The organism is Nostoc sp. MG11 (assembly GCF_014904695.1).
Taxonomy (GTDB): domain Bacteria; phylum Cyanobacteriota; class Cyanobacteriia; order Cyanobacteriales; family Nostocaceae; genus Komarekiella.
This window is the reverse complement of sequence record NZ_JACXXN010000005.1, coordinates 347,866-361,962: the sequence shown is the minus strand read 5'-3', so window position 1 is coordinate 361,962 and position 14,097 is coordinate 347,866. Positions and strand designations below refer to the sequence as shown.

15 protein-coding genes and 1 pseudogene are annotated in these 14,097 nt (G+C 48.2%); 11 read left to right on the top strand and 5 right to left on the bottom strand.

The features are described from left to right. Nucleotides 1–19: 19 nt before the first annotated feature. Both HCR01_RS10685 and HCR01_RS10680 read right to left on the bottom strand, forming a co-directional pair. A complete protein-coding gene (locus HCR01_RS10685) occupies nucleotides 20–397 on the bottom strand; it encodes a hypothetical protein (RefSeq protein ID WP_162397831.1) in 378 nt (125 codons plus the stop codon). 489 nt (nucleotides 398–886) lie between these two features. Beyond that, nucleotides 887–1,669: an ABC transporter permease gene (locus tag HCR01_RS10680; RefSeq protein ID WP_193196177.1), complete on the bottom strand. Its 783-nt coding sequence runs from the start codon at nucleotides 1,667–1,669 to the stop codon at nucleotides 887–889. 249 nt (nucleotides 1,670–1,918) lie between these two features. Here HCR01_RS10680 and HCR01_RS10675 point away from each other — a divergent pair. The 3 genes and pseudogenes from HCR01_RS10675 to HCR01_RS10665 all read left to right on the top strand — a co-directional run bounded on the left by HCR01_RS10675 (nucleotide 1,919) and on the right by HCR01_RS10665 (nucleotide 4,944). After that, nucleotides 1,919–2,577 (top strand): annotated as a pseudogene (locus HCR01_RS10675) (exopolysaccharide biosynthesis protein). Between the two features lie 41 nt (nucleotides 2,578–2,618). Then, nucleotides 2,619–3,152, top strand: coding sequence for a hypothetical protein (locus HCR01_RS10670; RefSeq protein ID WP_193196176.1), 534 nt, complete (start codon nucleotides 2,619–2,621; stop codon nucleotides 3,150–3,152). 67 nt (nucleotides 3,153–3,219) lie between these two features. Next, nucleotides 3,220–4,944 (top strand): ABC transporter ATP-binding protein, encoded by a 1,725-nt coding sequence (locus tag HCR01_RS10665; RefSeq protein WP_193196175.1) that lies wholly within the window; start codon nucleotides 3,220–3,222, stop codon nucleotides 4,942–4,944. A gap of 153 nt (nucleotides 4,945–5,097) precedes the next feature. Here HCR01_RS10665 and HCR01_RS10660 read toward each other — a convergent pair whose 3' ends face one another. Further along, a complete protein-coding gene (locus HCR01_RS10660) occupies nucleotides 5,098–5,337 on the bottom strand; it encodes a hypothetical protein (protein WP_193196174.1) in 240 nt (79 codons plus the stop codon). A gap of 25 nt (nucleotides 5,338–5,362) precedes the next feature. Further along, nucleotides 5,363–5,944 carry an AraC family transcriptional regulator gene (locus tag HCR01_RS10655; protein ID WP_226889244.1) on the bottom strand — a complete coding sequence of 194 codons (582 nt, stop codon included), beginning with the start codon at nucleotides 5,942–5,944 and terminating at the stop codon, nucleotides 5,363–5,365. Nucleotides 5,945–6,153: 209 nt separating this feature from the next. Between HCR01_RS10655 and HCR01_RS10650 the strand changes: the two genes are divergently transcribed. The 8 genes from HCR01_RS10650 to HCR01_RS10620 all read left to right on the top strand — a co-directional run bounded on the left by HCR01_RS10650 (nucleotide 6,154) and on the right by HCR01_RS10620 (nucleotide 12,248). Next, complete coding sequence (locus HCR01_RS10650) at nucleotides 6,154–7,191, top strand: FAD:protein FMN transferase (protein WP_193196173.1); 1,038 nt, start codon at nucleotides 6,154–6,156, stop codon at nucleotides 7,189–7,191. A 211-nt stretch (nucleotides 7,192–7,402) separates the two neighbouring features. Next, nucleotides 7,403–7,732: an FMN-binding protein gene (locus HCR01_RS10645; protein WP_193196172.1), complete on the top strand. Its 330-nt coding sequence runs from the start codon at nucleotides 7,403–7,405 to the stop codon at nucleotides 7,730–7,732. A 50-nt stretch (nucleotides 7,733–7,782) separates the two neighbouring features. Further along, entirely contained in the window at nucleotides 7,783–8,166 is a 384-nt protein-coding gene (locus HCR01_RS39925; RefSeq protein WP_264299898.1) for an aldo/keto reductase, read from the top strand. Then, the gene (locus HCR01_RS39920; protein ID WP_320073100.1) at nucleotides 8,130–8,624 is read left to right on the top strand and encodes an aldo/keto reductase; all 495 of its coding nucleotides are present in this window, start codon (nucleotides 8,130–8,132) and stop codon (nucleotides 8,622–8,624) included. Before HCR01_RS39925 ends, HCR01_RS39920 begins: the two co-directional genes overlap by 37 nt. A gap of 86 nt (nucleotides 8,625–8,710) precedes the next feature. After that, on the top strand, nucleotides 8,711–9,919 hold the full coding sequence (locus HCR01_RS10635) for an aldo/keto reductase (protein ID WP_226889243.1): 1,209 nt from the start codon (nucleotides 8,711–8,713) through the stop codon (nucleotides 9,917–9,919). Between the two features lie 145 nt (nucleotides 9,920–10,064). Beyond that, a complete protein-coding gene (locus tag HCR01_RS39915) occupies nucleotides 10,065–10,193 on the top strand; it encodes a hypothetical protein (RefSeq protein WP_264299897.1) in 129 nt (42 codons plus the stop codon). 43 nt (nucleotides 10,194–10,236) lie between these two features. Beyond that, a complete protein-coding gene (locus HCR01_RS10625) occupies nucleotides 10,237–11,073 on the top strand; it encodes an SDR family oxidoreductase (RefSeq protein WP_193196171.1) in 837 nt (278 codons plus the stop codon). A gap of 167 nt (nucleotides 11,074–11,240) precedes the next feature. Further along, nucleotides 11,241–12,248 carry an aldo/keto reductase gene (locus HCR01_RS10620; RefSeq protein WP_193196170.1) on the top strand — a complete coding sequence of 336 codons (1,008 nt, stop codon included), beginning with the start codon at nucleotides 11,241–11,243 and terminating at the stop codon, nucleotides 12,246–12,248. Nucleotides 12,249–12,801: 553 nt separating this feature from the next. Here HCR01_RS10620 and HCR01_RS10615 read toward each other — a convergent pair. Continuing rightward, the gene (locus tag HCR01_RS10615; protein ID WP_193196169.1) at nucleotides 12,802–13,578 is read right to left on the bottom strand and encodes a peptidylprolyl isomerase; all 777 of its coding nucleotides are present in this window, start codon (nucleotides 13,576–13,578) and stop codon (nucleotides 12,802–12,804) included. Nucleotides 13,579–14,097: the final 519 nt, after the last annotated feature.

Here is a 14,097-nt window from a genome sequence, read left to right as displayed (position 1 = left end):
TTTCCTGTTATGGCATTTCTCAGCTTGCTGCTACAAAGTTTTGCGCTGCGGCGATCGCGCTCATTAGTTCTTGCTGGCTGCTGGCTTTAACCTTGAGTTTTTTACCGTTAGCCTCAACTTCCATTTCAATAGTTTTGTTACCGAGGCGATCGCCCACAAATCCCAATACTTTCTTAAAATTGGCAAAGCTCACCTCTGCTTGCAACACTCCCAGTAGGAAACCTCCTAACGCCTTTGAGCCTTCGGGTATTTCTGTAACTGCTACAAGTTCAGCGCTTTCTACATCTAAATCTCTAATTTCTCGCAAGAGATTTCGTGTTTCTTTCTCTTGCTCCTCTGCATCTAAATCTGGATTATCAAGAGCGATCGTCAGTTTGACGTTAGATTCAGAACTCATTTTAGACCTTTTTTTGGTTTTAAACTGTATTTGCGTGATTTCTCTATTGACATCATATCCGCTATGTAAATTTCCTGAAATTTATTCAATATTTTTACAAAAACTTACAAAATTCAGGTAAAAATCCGGTATGAAGAGGAGCGATCGCTCTGAAAATAGCTTCAAAACTTAAGAGCGATAATTTTAGAGTCTGGAGATTAGCGAACAAGATTAATGCGGCTAGATTTGCTGAAATTTTTTGAGATTGACAGGTTTACAAGTCGCAAAAGTTGATTTACGAGTCAGAAACTTAATTTACGAGTCGCAAAAGTTGATTTACAAGTCGCAAAAGTTAGTTTACAAGTCGCAAAAGTTAGTTTACGAGTCAGAAACTTAATTTACGAGTCGCAAAAGTTAGTTTACGAGTCAGAAACTTAATTTACGAGTCGCAAAAGTTGATTTTTAACTTCAATTATCTGTGTAGCTTGCCGCCGCAGGCATCGCTTCACTCTAACTCGAAGCACTAGTATAAAACCGCAACGCAAACCGCCAAAACCAGGTAGAAAATAAAAACAGGACTAGCGCTAACCCAGCCGCACCTATCAACCAGCTAGTTTGACCCCTACCCAGCATCGCTTCTGCTGGTACAGTCGTTAAAAAAGCCACTGGTACTACAAAGGTGAAGAAAAAGCGGTAAGTACTGGGATATGCTGTGATCGGATATCTTCCAGCTTCTAATAAGCCGCGTAGCACTTCAGTGACGTTGTAGATTTTCACAAACCAAATACTCATCGCTCCCAGCATAAACCACAAGCTATAAAGAATTACCAAGCCGAACAACAGCGGCACTACACTCAGCATGTAATCGTCTATGCCTATGCCGAGGCGTTCACCTGCATAGCCAATGATGATGCTCCCAAAAACTAAATCTGGTAGTCCCCAAGGTGAAAGGGTATGAGTAGAAAGCCAAAACTGACTGCGGATAGGTTTTAATAATACAAAGTCAAGAGTACCTTCCTGCACATGGCGAACAATGCGATTCAAGTTTGGGGCGAGAAAAGTGGCAGAAAAACCTTGCAGTAAGGTAAAAATCCCCAAAACTACTAAAGCTGCTTCCCATGACCAGCCACTAAAAGTATAGCCAGTACGGTAAAACAAAAATAGTCCGAAGAGACTGCCTGCAAGACTGCCTAAGCTGCTGAGGGTAGCTATGACGAAGTTGACGCGATACTCCAACTCAGCTGCTATGGCGGCACTCCAAAATAGTCCAAGTACTTTCAAATATCTTTGCATATTACATCCATAACCCAAAATCTACTGCCTATGATTACATTTTTAAGATTACAAAAGAAGTTAATGTATTAATATTATTTTTGGCGTTGGTGAATTTGAATATGAAATTAACAAATCAACTCTTCTCAACTGGATTCTGAAATCAGTTTTTTAACCACTAAGGCACTAAGACACAAAGGTTAAAAGCCCAAAATTCGGTAAATTTTTGATGTACTTTTTGACATAATTATACTAAATTTTAAGTAATCTATGTCTAGACTATCAAACGAATTACAACGCTATTTTTTTGAGGAAGAAAGACCCTCAAAAGTAACTTTGGCAGAGATTCTGCTGCTAGCAAAGGAAAGAATTTTTGGCTTTTTGCTAGTTGTCTTATCTTTACCCTCTGCTTTGCCTGTTCCAGCACCAGGATACTCAGTTCCTTTTGGTATCTTGATTTTTTTACTAGCGGTACAGCTGATTGCTGGTGCTAAAATCCCTTGGCTACCTCAGCGAATGACCGACCATCCAATTAAACTTGAGACAGTGCAGGGGTTTTTAAAAGCGGGAATTCCTTGGTTACGAAAAATTGAAGCGATGTCTGACGACAAGCCGCTACACGTCTACGCGTCTACGCTCGCCCCCGTCTAAGCTATATCTGTACTACTTTACCAGGTAGAGTCATACTTGGCTGTGCGATCGCCTTAATGGCAATTTCGATGATGATTCCAATTCCGGGAACCAATACCCTACCAGCAATGGGGATTTTCGTGACTAGCTTTGGCTTACTGGAAGATGATGGAGCTATCAGCCTGGGAGGTTTAGTCTTATGTGTGATGGGAGCAATTTTGACTACTTCGATTTTGTTGGCATTGATTTGGGGTGGTTCCAGCCTTCTTGACATTATTAAGACTTGGCTAGGTCGTTAAAAAGCAAAAATGAACGACATATACTCCTGACGTTGATAATAATGATTTCTTTCAACCTCTACCTATTCTTAGAAAATCTCCTGTTTTTCGTGGGTGCAACATCATTTTTAGCTTTTGTTGGTTGGGTTTGGAGAGATTCTAAACCCTTCAGCATCCCGGAACCATTACCGCCGTGGTTTAAGGTGTGGTTCTTGATTGTATTAGTATTAGGTTTGGCACTTCCCCTGTTAACAATGATTTTGTGGGGCGTCTGGTGGAATTACCATCAAGTGCTGATTGTGCTAGCTTCTTACTTTCTCATGCTGGGATTGCAAATTTTATCCGAAAAGTTAACGGTAAAAAAATTTCATTCGTGCGTGTGGGTGATGATACCTTGCTTGTACTTGCCTTACCGCATCTGGCAACTTTATCAAGGACTAACGCTTTTAAATCCTCAACCTGAACTAATTTGGGTACGAAATTTATTGATTTTAGAGATTATCCTCTGGATTTTTAACTATGGTGTCCACTTGTCGCAGTTGCCAAAGTTACTACGCTGGGAAACACCAACAAATTCTCACAACAGTATCAGTTAACTGTTCAGAAACTCCCCAAAAGCTGATAGCGTCAAACAAGGAAAAATATCGTTGTGGACGTTAAAGCTTGAAAACGCGTTCTAATTACTGGCAACTGCTGCCCTATCTCCGGCCCCAATGGCAAACCATCACCAAGGGATTTGTTGGTATCGTGGGATATGTGCTGGCGACATTGACTTTGATCAATCTCGCTGGGAAATTGGCAACTCCCTTTGGACAAGGTAATGTAGTAGCGATCGCCCAAATAGCTGGGATTTGTGCTTTAGTATTTCTAATCAGAGGTGTTTTTCAGTCTGTACAAGATATGTACATGGCCAAAGCCTCATTACGAGTTGCTTTTCATCTGCGCCAACAAGTATATGCTCATCTCCAAAAGCTAAATCTCAGCTATTTTGAAACGGCAAAAGCAGGTGATTTATCTTACCGACTTACGGAAGATGTTGACCGAGTTGGCGAAGTTGTAAATAAAGTATTTCACGACTTTATCCCCTGCGTTTTGCAATTGCTGGCAATTCCGATTTACATGATTTACCTAAATTGGCAGTTGACACTTGCAACGGTGATTGTTGCACCGCTGATGGGTGTTTTAATTGGCTGGTTTGGTGAACGGCTACGCAAGTATTCTTTAAGAAGTCAAAATCGTGTGTCGGGTTTATCAGCAATTCTTACAGAAGTTTTTAGCGGTATCCGATTGGTACAAGCTTTTGCTGCTGAAAATTACGAAATCGCCCGATTTGGTCATGAAGCAGAACGCAGTTTGCAAGCGAAATACTCGGCGGAACGGCTCAAAGCAATTCAGATTCCTGTAGTTGGGTTTCTGGAAGCCTTGAGTGCATTATCGTTGCTAATAGTGGGAGGATGGCAGATTTCCCAACGTAACTTAACGGTGGCGGAGTTTTTCAGCTACTTGACCGCAGCAGTGTTGTTAATTGATCCCATTGGCCACGTTACCAACAACTACAACGAATTTAAGCAAGGTGAAGCATCTGTTGATCGCGTTTTTGAATTAATGGCAATTCAACCGACGGTAGTAGAAAAGCCAGACGCGATCGCTTTACCTGCTGTCACTGGCAAAGTAGAATATCACAATGTTTCTTTTGCTTATAAACCTGGTGAACCTGTATTAAAAGATATCAGTTTATTAGTTCTACCAGGTGAAGCGATCGCGCTTGTGGGTGCTTCTGGTGCTGGTAAAACCACTTTTGTGAATCTCTTACCGCGTTTTTATGACCCCATCACTGGTCAAATCTTAATTGACGGTATTGATATTCGGGATGTCAAGTTTCACAGTTTGCGGCGACAAATTGGAATTGTTCCTCAAGAAACCATTATGTTTTCGGGGACAATTGCCCAAAATATTGCTTTTGGACAAGACTCCTTTGATTTAGAAGCAGTTGCACAAGCAGCGAAAATTGCCAATGCCCATCAGTTTATCAGCCAACTACCAGATGGTTATCATACTTGGGTGGGTGAGCGCGGGGTAAACTTATCAGGTGGACAAAGACAAAGAATTGCGATCGCTCGTGCTGTTCTCCTGAATCCGCAAATCTTGATTCTAGATGAGGCGACATCTGCATTAGATTCTGAGTCAGAAGCATTGGTGCAAGAAGCACTAGAAAGACTGATGCAAAACCGGACTGTGTTTATTATTGCCCACCGTTTATCTACAGTTAGGCGATGCGATCGGATTTTAGTGCTTGAACAAGGGCAAATTGTCGAATCAGGAACCCACGAAGAATTGTTAGCACTGGAACGCCGTTATGCCCGGTTTTATGCTCAGCAGTTTAGTTAACTTGGCGGGACTAATTCGTAGTTAATAATAGGATACGCCCCGCTGCGCTAACAGATGGCCGTAAACCACCGCTCTTTTGGAAAATTATTCCTCTTGGGGAGCCACTCCGTTGTAGGAAGTGGCTTAGTTTTAGCAACGGAAAAATTTTGGTCGTTAAGGCTGAAACCCCCGCTGGCGGAGATCTCGGAGTTGCTGCTTCTTACCAAGAAGCTCTCGGTTGAAGTGATACCGCCCGTAGATATTGATGTGAGCATGACGAGTGGGCCAGATGTGTTTCAACTCTTCGTCCCCTGGAAACTGTACTTCTTGCTTCAATTGTTGAATCACCTTCTCGACACTATCTGGAGCATAAAAAAATCTAGCATACGGTGCGCTACACAGAGCTGTCTCCACAATGTTTTAGCGATTTCTGGCAAGATTAGGGCATCTTGAGGAGATCATATTGAACTAGCAGTCTCCCTAGCAGCTTCTCGCAGCCTTTCCACATCGCGCATCGGTGGTGTACCAAAGAGCCGCTTGTACTCCCGGTTGAAGTGCGAGGCATCGTCGTACCCCACACGGTAGGCAGCACTGGTAGCGTCAAGGTTTTCCCCAGCATCAGACGGCGAGCCTCCTGGAGCCGCAGTTGTTTCTGGAACTGCAAGGGACTCATTTTTGACGCTTCCAGAATTTGGCTGACAATCGGCAGTTTAACCGTAGAAAGCAGATAATGCATCGGATCGCACTGATAGCGATCGCTGCCCAGAAGAACTTCTTTGCTGCCCTGAGCGATCGCACAAAAGGCAGGGATAGAGACACTATGAATGCATTCCGAAGGCGAGGAGGAGCGGTTGAAGTGTAATCCTTTCAGCGGCTCAATCGTCCCATCATGACGAATAGCCTGTGCAATCCGCTCTTTCAGTTCGTCTCTGTTGGCTTGCGCTCTGTCTACCTCGCGCTTTGCCTGCGGGTCGTTCATTAAATCGATATCGGACTTTTCACTCGTTTTGGCAGCATTCATTTCTAAGTTTGCAGGATTGTACAACTATCTTAGACGATCGTTCTATTCCTTATTCTTCAGGATTCTTAGAATGAAGCTAAAGCAAGGAAAAATGATTTCGGCTTCTTGTCAGCATTCTAGATTTTTATTTAAGAGAAAACTCAGTTTTAATTGGGCAAGAGGCTTGCCTGCTAGCCACCAAACTGGCATCAAGTGAAGGAATTAAGGAAATGGACATTAAAAGAAGTGGCTCACAGCCTTCCGCCAAAGGGCCGGCTGAGTATTTTATCGGCACTGTACGCATTGACCCCCTGCTCGAGGCACACGATCCAGCACGCACGTCTGGAGCCAGTGTCACATTTGAGCCTAATGCTAGCGTCAGCAGGTTCGTGTTCACGTTCGAGGCCATCGGAACTCAATGGGAGATCGAAACGTACAAGCCGTTAACCCGTCGCTTGCAGCAGTGCATTCTCAATCGAATCCAACAATTCGACGCCACGTACTCGCAGTTTTGCCCGGACTCCCTCGTGTCTCGGGTTGCCGCCACCTCTGACGGTGGTTGCTTCGACTTCTCCGACGACTCGGTTGCTCTCTTTGATCTCTATGAACAGCTCCACACGGCTACCGCAGGTGCCGTAGACCCGCTTGTTGGCCGTGACCTCGAACTCCTTGGCTACGACCGGATGTACTCGCTTACGCCCGCGTCCGACCTTGTGCGAGCCGAGGCGCACGATCAAGGGAGAGCTACCTGGTCGAAGGACATCATCCGGGACGGCACATCGCTCATCACGCGGCGTCCACTCGTGATCGATGTCGGAGCGGCGGGGAAGGGCTACCTCGTGGACATCGTCTCTGAGATCCTTGGCGAGGCCGGATTCACCCAGTTCGTTATCGACGGTAGTGGAGACCTCCGTCATTCGGGTGAGGCCAGCATCCAAGTCGGGCTTGAACACCCGTTCGCCCCCCATCTGGTGATTGGCGTGACCAACCTGAAAGACCGCGCCCTGTGTGCATCTGCGGTCAGCAGACGCGCCTGGGGTGACAAACTGCACCACGTGCTCGATGCCCGGACGGGCGTCCCGGTGCGCGATGTGGTCGCGACGTGGGTTGTCGCCGACGAGGCTGCGATCGCCGATGGACTGGCGACGGCGCTCTTCTTCACAAGGGCGGAGCATCTGGCAGAGGTCTTCCGGTTCTCGTATGTGCGGATGTTTGCTGATGGCCGCGCTGAGATATCGCAAAACTTCGACGGCGAGATATTCTCGTGAAAGCGCAACCCGCAGCAGAATGCTTGACTGTACGACACAGCCAACCAACTCACAAAGAGAAAGTATGACTACCCTGAGCAAGCGGATTATAGTCACGACGATAGCAGGGATCTCCGTGTCCCTTGTCATAGCCTCATGCTCGACGACGGATATGGCAGTCGAGCGCTCGACCTCTGCCTCTGGTGCCGGTGTCAGCCGTTCGAGATGGGCAATGAGTGAAGACTCCGCCTACGAAGATGGCGTTTTCACGGCGACTGGTCAATACGGGGGCCTCCCCTCGTCCATCACGGTGACTGTCACCTTGGTCGACGACGTTATCACCAGCGTCAGAGTTACTCCTCATGCGACGAACCCGACATCCCTCGACTTGCAGCGCCGCTTTGCTGCCGCGATTCCGGTGGTCGTTGTCGGGAAGCGCATCGACGAGGTGAAAGTGGATCGCCTCGCAGGTTCCAGCAATACGCCCGACGGATTCAACGCTGCGATCCAACGGATCAAAGAGCAGTCTCGAAATGACGCTTCACAGTTACCAGCCGGATAGGGCGGACGACCCGGATGTATTTCAACTGATGACACCTCAAAGGAGAAATTATGCAGAAAGTTGTCTTGAACAACGGGTTGGAAATGCCCATTTTGGGATTTGGTGTCTTCCAAATGACTGATCTGGAAGAGTGCGAAAGAAGCGTCTCGGACGCGATTGAAATCGGCTACCGTCTGATTGACACGGCGGCTTCTTACGGCAACGAAGAAGCCGTCGGCAAAGCCATCCAAAAGAGCGGCGTGGCGCGAGACGAGATTTTCATCACCACCAAGCTCTGGATTCAGGATGCCGATTACGAAAGCACCAAGAAGGCTTTCCAACGATCGTTAGACAAGCTGAGATTGGATTACCTAGACTTGTATCTGATACATCAGCCTTACGGTGACGTTTACGGTGCGTGGCGGGCAATGCAAGAGTTGTATCGAGAGGGTTGATCGGTGTCAGCAACTTCTATCCCGATCGGCTCATAGACCTTATCATTCATAACGAAGTGGTTCCGGCGGTAAATCAAATCGAGACCCATCCCTTCTACCAGCAAATTGAAACCCAAAAATTTTTACAGGAAAACAAGGTTCAGATCGAATCCTGGGGACCCTTTGCGGAAGGTAAGAACAACATTTTCAGCAATGAACTACTACTTTCGATCGCCGGGAAATACCAGAAAACTGTTGCCCAGGTGATTCTGCGCTGGCTGACACAAAGAGGAGTGGTGGCGATTCCGAAATCCGTTCGGACGGAAAGGATGGTTGAGAACTTCAACATTTTCGATTTTGAGCTAAGTCTCGAAGATATGAATGCGATTATCTCGCTGGACACGAAGAAGAGCAGCTTATTCGACCATCGCGACCCCGACATGGTGAAAATGTTAGGAACTGCCAAACGCAACACCTAAGCCCCTGAAGACAACAAAGGGCTACACGCGGAACGATTTTATTGTAGATAACTGGGGCGCTACAGCCCAAAGGAGGTGTCACTGACATGAACAAAACACGAAACGACCCCAAGAGAGAAGACGGCCCTCCTATGCCAAATCGTCGCCAGTTGCTCGGCGCGGGACTAGGACTGGCCGCAGCGTCGGTGCTGGCTCGCCGGGACACGACCGCGCAGGCCCAGCAAGCCGGACAAACTACCGGGGCGCAGGGCGCCACAGGACAAAACGCCAATGAGTCACAGCAAATGGCGCGTCGCAGACTCGGCTCTTTGGAAGTCTCGACCCTCGGACTCGGCGTTCAAAACATGAGCCGCACCTATCAACAGACGATCCCCACCCGATCCGAGATGTTCAACATCATTCGGACAGCCTTTGATCGTGGCATCACCTTTTACGACGCGGCGGAGGCTTACGGTCCTCATGAGGTGGAACGGATACTCGGCGAAGGCGTAGCGCCGTTCCGAGACAAGGTTGCGATCGCATCCAAGTTCGGCTGGAACATCGATCTCGAAACGGGCAAGCGCCGTCCGGGACTCAACAGCCGCCCCGACCATATCAAATTGGCCGTCGAGGGGATGCTCAAGCGCCTTCGCACCGACCGCATCGATCTCCTCTACCAGCACCGAGTTGACCCGCAGGTGCCAATCGAAGATGTCGCCGGCGCGGTCAAGGATCTGATGGCGCAAGGCAAGGTTTTGCACTGGGGTCTATCCGAGATGGGGCCGAACACATTGCGCCGCGCTCATGCCGTGCTGCCCATTAGCGCCGTTCAGAACGAGTACTCGTTGCTGTGGCGTGGGCCCGAAGATGTAGTCATCCCGCTCTGCCAGGAACTGGGCATCGGCTTCGTCCCGTGGAGTCCGCTTGGCGTGGGTTTTCTGACCGGCGCCATTGACGCAAATACGCGGTTCGCTGACGGTGACATTCGCGGCATTGAGTCCCGGTTCTCGCCAGAGAATCTGCCCCACAACCTGAGGCTTGTTGACTTGATAAAAAGCTGGGGCGTGCGAAAACAAGCCACTCCCGCCCAAATCTCGCTGGCATGGCTGATGGCGCAGAAACCGTGGATCGTGCCCATCCCTGGTACGACACAGATGGCGCATATGATCGAGAACATCGGCGCGGCTGCCGTTCGATTCACACCTGCCGAACTTGCCGAACTGAACCAGTCTGTTTCGGCGATCCAGATCCGTGGGGCGCGCCTCCCAAACGCAGTGCTGGTCTTCTCGGGTGTAGAGGCACCTTCAAAGAACTGAACGTTCCAAGGCTACCGACATGGATGCAGTTGCGATGTTGGATAGCAAGCAAAGCGCCTTCTTTGACCATCGCGATCCCGCCATCGTAAAAGCGTTGAGCACCAGAAAGATCCATGACTGAGCAGATTTTAAACTAATAAAAGCTGTGTTCGGCGAGACGATCAATCAAATGTATGAGCGATCGCCCAAAGATCAACTGCACATTCAAAGGTTTTTGTCTGCCAATTGCTTTGGCGATTATTACACCCGCAATGGCGATGATAACGAGCAATGAACAATACAGGGCTTGATTAAGTTCGAGTAAAAGGAAAATAATTATGAGCAAAGTCTGGTTGATCACAGGCGCTGGTAGCGGTATTGGCACCGGAACCGTCAAGGCGGCATTGCACTCCGGCGATCGTGTAGTCGCGACCGGAAGAAACCTCGACAAAGTGCGTAATGCCTTGCGCGACGTTACTAGCGAGAATCTTGCATTTGTCCAGTTGGATGTTGCCGACGAGGTACAGGCGAAAACAGGCGTCGATGAGGCGGTGAAGCAGTTCGGTCGCATCGACGTTTTGGTTAACAATGCGGGCTACAGCCTGCTTGGTAATTTTGAGGAGATGACCACGAACGACATCGAACGCCAGTTCGCTACGAACTTCTATGGTGTGGTGTACGTCATGCGCGCGGTGCTGCCGCTTATGCGTCAGCAGCGGTCGGGCCACATCATCAACATCAGCTCCGTTGCTGGCGTGGTCGGACTGAAGCACTGCGCCGCCTATGCTGCGACGAAGTTCGCGGTCGAAGGACTCTCGCTGTCGGTGGCAACCGAGGTCGAGCAGTTCGGTATCAAGATCACGGTGGTCGAGCCGGGCTTCTTCCGCACGAACCTTCTGGATGCCGGCAACACCAGGTGGGCAAGCAATGTCATTGAGGACTACGCGGCTCTTGGCAGCGCCCAAGAGATGTGGTCGCCTTATCACGGCACGCAGCAGGGTGATCCGGCAAAGTTGGGCGATGCTCTGGTCAAAATCGCCGGAATGGAGAATCCGCCGAAGCTATTCGTCGCCGGCAGCGACGCCCTCGCGACGATCGCAACGGCTGTCGAGGAACGGTTGCAGGCGACGCGCGCTAATGAAGAGCTATCGAAATCAACGGACGGTTTATTCTAGCGATCGCGTCAAATCCACGTCCATGATGCACATCGCCATTCAGAACTCGACGGCAAGACCGTGGACTAAATGGAACAGGTCAGCGACGAACAATACCAGACCTGATCTTAGAGTAGGACAGTTGCGACCTTTAATTCACCTTTAATTCAAAGACAGGAGTTCAAAAAATGCAGAAGCGCAAACTTGGAAACAGTAATCTGGAAGTCTCGGCTATCGGGCTTGGCTGCATGGGAATGAGCTTTTCTTATGGCCCGCCCAAAGACATACAGGAGATGACCGCTCTTCTGGGGGCCGCCGTCGATCGCGGCATTACATTCTTTGACACCGCCGAGGTCTACGGCCCGTTCTTGAATGAAGAGCTTGTGGGCGAAGCCCTTGCTCCCTTCCGTGGGCAAGTGGTGATCGCCACCAAATTCGGGTTCGACCTGAGTCCTAATTCCGATCCCCGTGGAATGAAGGGTGCGCCAGGATTGGATAGTTGGCCGGAGCAGATCAAGCAGGCCGTGGAAGGCTCGCTCAAGCGACTTAAAATCGAGACAATCGACCTGCTCTATCAGCACCGGGTTGACCCGAACGTGCCGATCGAAGACGTTGCTGGAGCAGTGAAGGAACTGATTCAGCAAGGTAAGGTGAAGCACTTTGGACTCTCTGAAGCAGGAGTGCAAACGATTCGTCGCGCACACGCGGTTCAGCCGATCGCTGCTCTCCAGAGCGAATACTCGCTGTGGACGAGGACTCCTGAAAAGGAGGTGATACCGACCCTTGAGGAACTCGGCATCGGCTTTGTCCCGTACAGCCCGTTGGGCAAGGGCTTTCTCACTGGCAAGATGGATGAAAGCACAACCTTCGATAGCTCCGACTTCCGCAGCACCCTGCCTCGCTTCACTAAGGAGGCTCTCAAGGCGAATCAGTCCTTGATTAATCTGCTCGGCAACATCGCCAAACAGAAGCAAGCGACACCTGCTCAAATTGCGATCGCCTGGCTGCTGGCCCAGAAGCCTTGGATAGTGCCTATCCCAGGCACCACGAAGCTGCATCGCTTGGACGAAAACATTGGGGCAGTCTCAATCGAACTCACGCCCGACGATCTGCGTGACATCGATGACGCCGCCTCCAAGATCGCGGTGCAAGGCGCTCGGTATCCCGAAAAGCTGGAGCAAATGACCGGTCGCTGAGCAGCAAAAAATGTGTTCTCTGGTTGCATTCCGTAGCTCACTAAGCAAGGCAACACGTGCAAGGCAGATAACTATATCCTGCTGATTCATTCGCGCGGGCGGTCTCCTTCGCCATGGGCCAGCTGGAAGAGGTAGACGTGAACGAGAGATCCTGTTCCGGCCCATGAGCCAGGCGCTGTAAGCTCCCCTGGCTTCGTACAGCTCCAGGGGCGGCTCGTGCAGCAAGAAAGTTCTACGGGAGCCATACGGCTGGTGGCTGAGTCGCTAAGGGTAAAAAGCAAAGGCTGATTAGTTATAACCACTATGCTGTGAGCTTTTCAGCCTTAACGCGCAAAATTTTTCCGTTGCTAAAACTAAGCCGAAGTGGCATCAGACCCCAAGACCGCATTTTCCGCTCCGACTTTTCGTTGTACCTCAACAAATTAATTCATAATTAACGAATCACTAATTACGAATTACCCTCCGGGTTGAGCAGTTCCTCTTTGGGAGAACCACCAAGGCCGAGCTGCCTCACGAATTACTTTAGCGCAGCGGGGCTTAGCCCCAGGGCGAATTACGAATTAGTAATTATTCTGTCATCAGCTGGAGCAGACATAATTTGCTTTTGCTGTTCCTTTAGCCAGGTTTCAAAGAGTTCATTCAGCAGGCGTACTTTCATGGGTTCATCTAGTTTTGCTGGGATGAATTTCTCCAACCGCACAATCACAAACCACTCGGCGACACGAGCCGGGGGCAATATTTGACCCGGTTGACTGCTAGAAAGCATTTGCACCATTACTGGATGTAGTGCGTTCAGTTCAATCGGGCCCACTAAACCGCCAGTTTGGGCTTCTGGCCCTTGTGAATATTCCCGCGCTACTTCGGCAAAGGAATTTTCTTGGTCTTGAATCCGAAAGTAGAGTTCTTGAGCAATTCCCACATCCTGTGTTCGTAGCAGAGAGTAAATAACTTTGTCCAGTTTTGCCTTGCACTGAAAAAAGTAGGATTCTAGTTTATTACCCCAAACAGCTTGCTTGAATTTTTCAATCTTCAGCTTGCGAGTAGTAACAGCTTCAAGTTGATCGGCAGTCAGCCCTTGATATGCCATCCAAGCTTGGATGTCAGCTTCACTATTTAACTGTTTTTCAGCGTAAAACTGCTGTTGAGCTTGGGCTACTTCTTCAGGTGTGCATTCTACTACTACTGCGTTCGCGGAGCGTGAGATTTGCTCAATTGCTTCGTCAATTATTAATTCCCGCTGCAAGTGCGGCAGCATAAGGTAACTTGCCAGTAAGGGAATCAGTTCACTAGCTGTGATTGTACGATTACCAATTTGGATCGTTTCAGTCATTAGCTTTCGGGCATATATATATAAATAACTGGTTCATTAAGGAAGCTATACTGTAGCCCACTCAGTGAGAGCTCTTGTGTTAGTCCGCCGAGTTAAGGCCAGCTAACCCCTTTTTCGCAACTAAATAAATATTGATTTGACAGCCTATTTTAAAATATACACGCTATATCGGTTTTTATTAAAGATTTTACGTAAAGACAGCAATGGGAAACTTGCGGCTCTTTTAGTTTAACTTTTTTTAGTTTATCAAGTAATTATACTTATTCCAATAACTATTGAGTAGCACTTTATGAAAAATTTATCTTTCTCGAAAATATTTTAGGAAATGCTTTCTTTTTAAAGAAATGAGTAAATTTACACTAAAGTGGATTCTATTACACCCACATAGCTTATAAACTACTTAAGTAGTTTTGCTAGCAAAAAGTATTAAATAAGATAAATTGTATTAGTGTTTACTTACAAAATTTTGAGAAGTTATCTCAATAAAATTCCAAAAATAAGAACATGACTGAAATTATG

Coding starts and splice junctions, on each gene's coding strand:
- HCR01_RS10655 (WP_226889244.1), bottom strand. CDS start 5,944: ATGAATGCTGCCAAAACGAGTGAAAAGTCCGATATCGATTTAATGAAC.
- HCR01_RS10670 (WP_193196176.1), top strand. CDS start 2,619: ATGATTTCTTTCAACCTCTACCTATTCTTAGAAAATCTCCTGTTTTTC.
- HCR01_RS10685 (WP_162397831.1), bottom strand. CDS start 397: ATGAGTTCTGAATCTAACGTCAAACTGACGATCGCTCTTGATAATCCA.
- HCR01_RS10615 (WP_193196169.1), bottom strand. CDS start 13,578: ATGACTGAAACGATCCAAATTGGTAATCGTACAATCACAGCTAGTGAA.
- HCR01_RS10635 (WP_226889243.1), top strand. CDS start 8,711: ATGAACAAAACACGAAACGACCCCAAGAGAGAAGACGGCCCTCCTATG.
- HCR01_RS10625 (WP_193196171.1), top strand. CDS start 10,237: ATGAGCAAAGTCTGGTTGATCACAGGCGCTGGTAGCGGTATTGGCACC.
- HCR01_RS10680 (WP_193196177.1), bottom strand. CDS start 1,669: ATGCAAAGATATTTGAAAGTACTTGGACTATTTTGGAGTGCCGCCATA.
- HCR01_RS10645 (WP_193196172.1), top strand. CDS start 7,403: ATGAGTGAAGACTCCGCCTACGAAGATGGCGTTTTCACGGCGACTGGT.
- HCR01_RS10650 (WP_193196173.1), top strand. CDS start 6,154: ATGGACATTAAAAGAAGTGGCTCACAGCCTTCCGCCAAAGGGCCGGCT.
- HCR01_RS10620 (WP_193196170.1), top strand. CDS start 11,241: ATGCAGAAGCGCAAACTTGGAAACAGTAATCTGGAAGTCTCGGCTATC.
- HCR01_RS39925 (WP_264299898.1), top strand. CDS start 7,783: ATGCAGAAAGTTGTCTTGAACAACGGGTTGGAAATGCCCATTTTGGGA.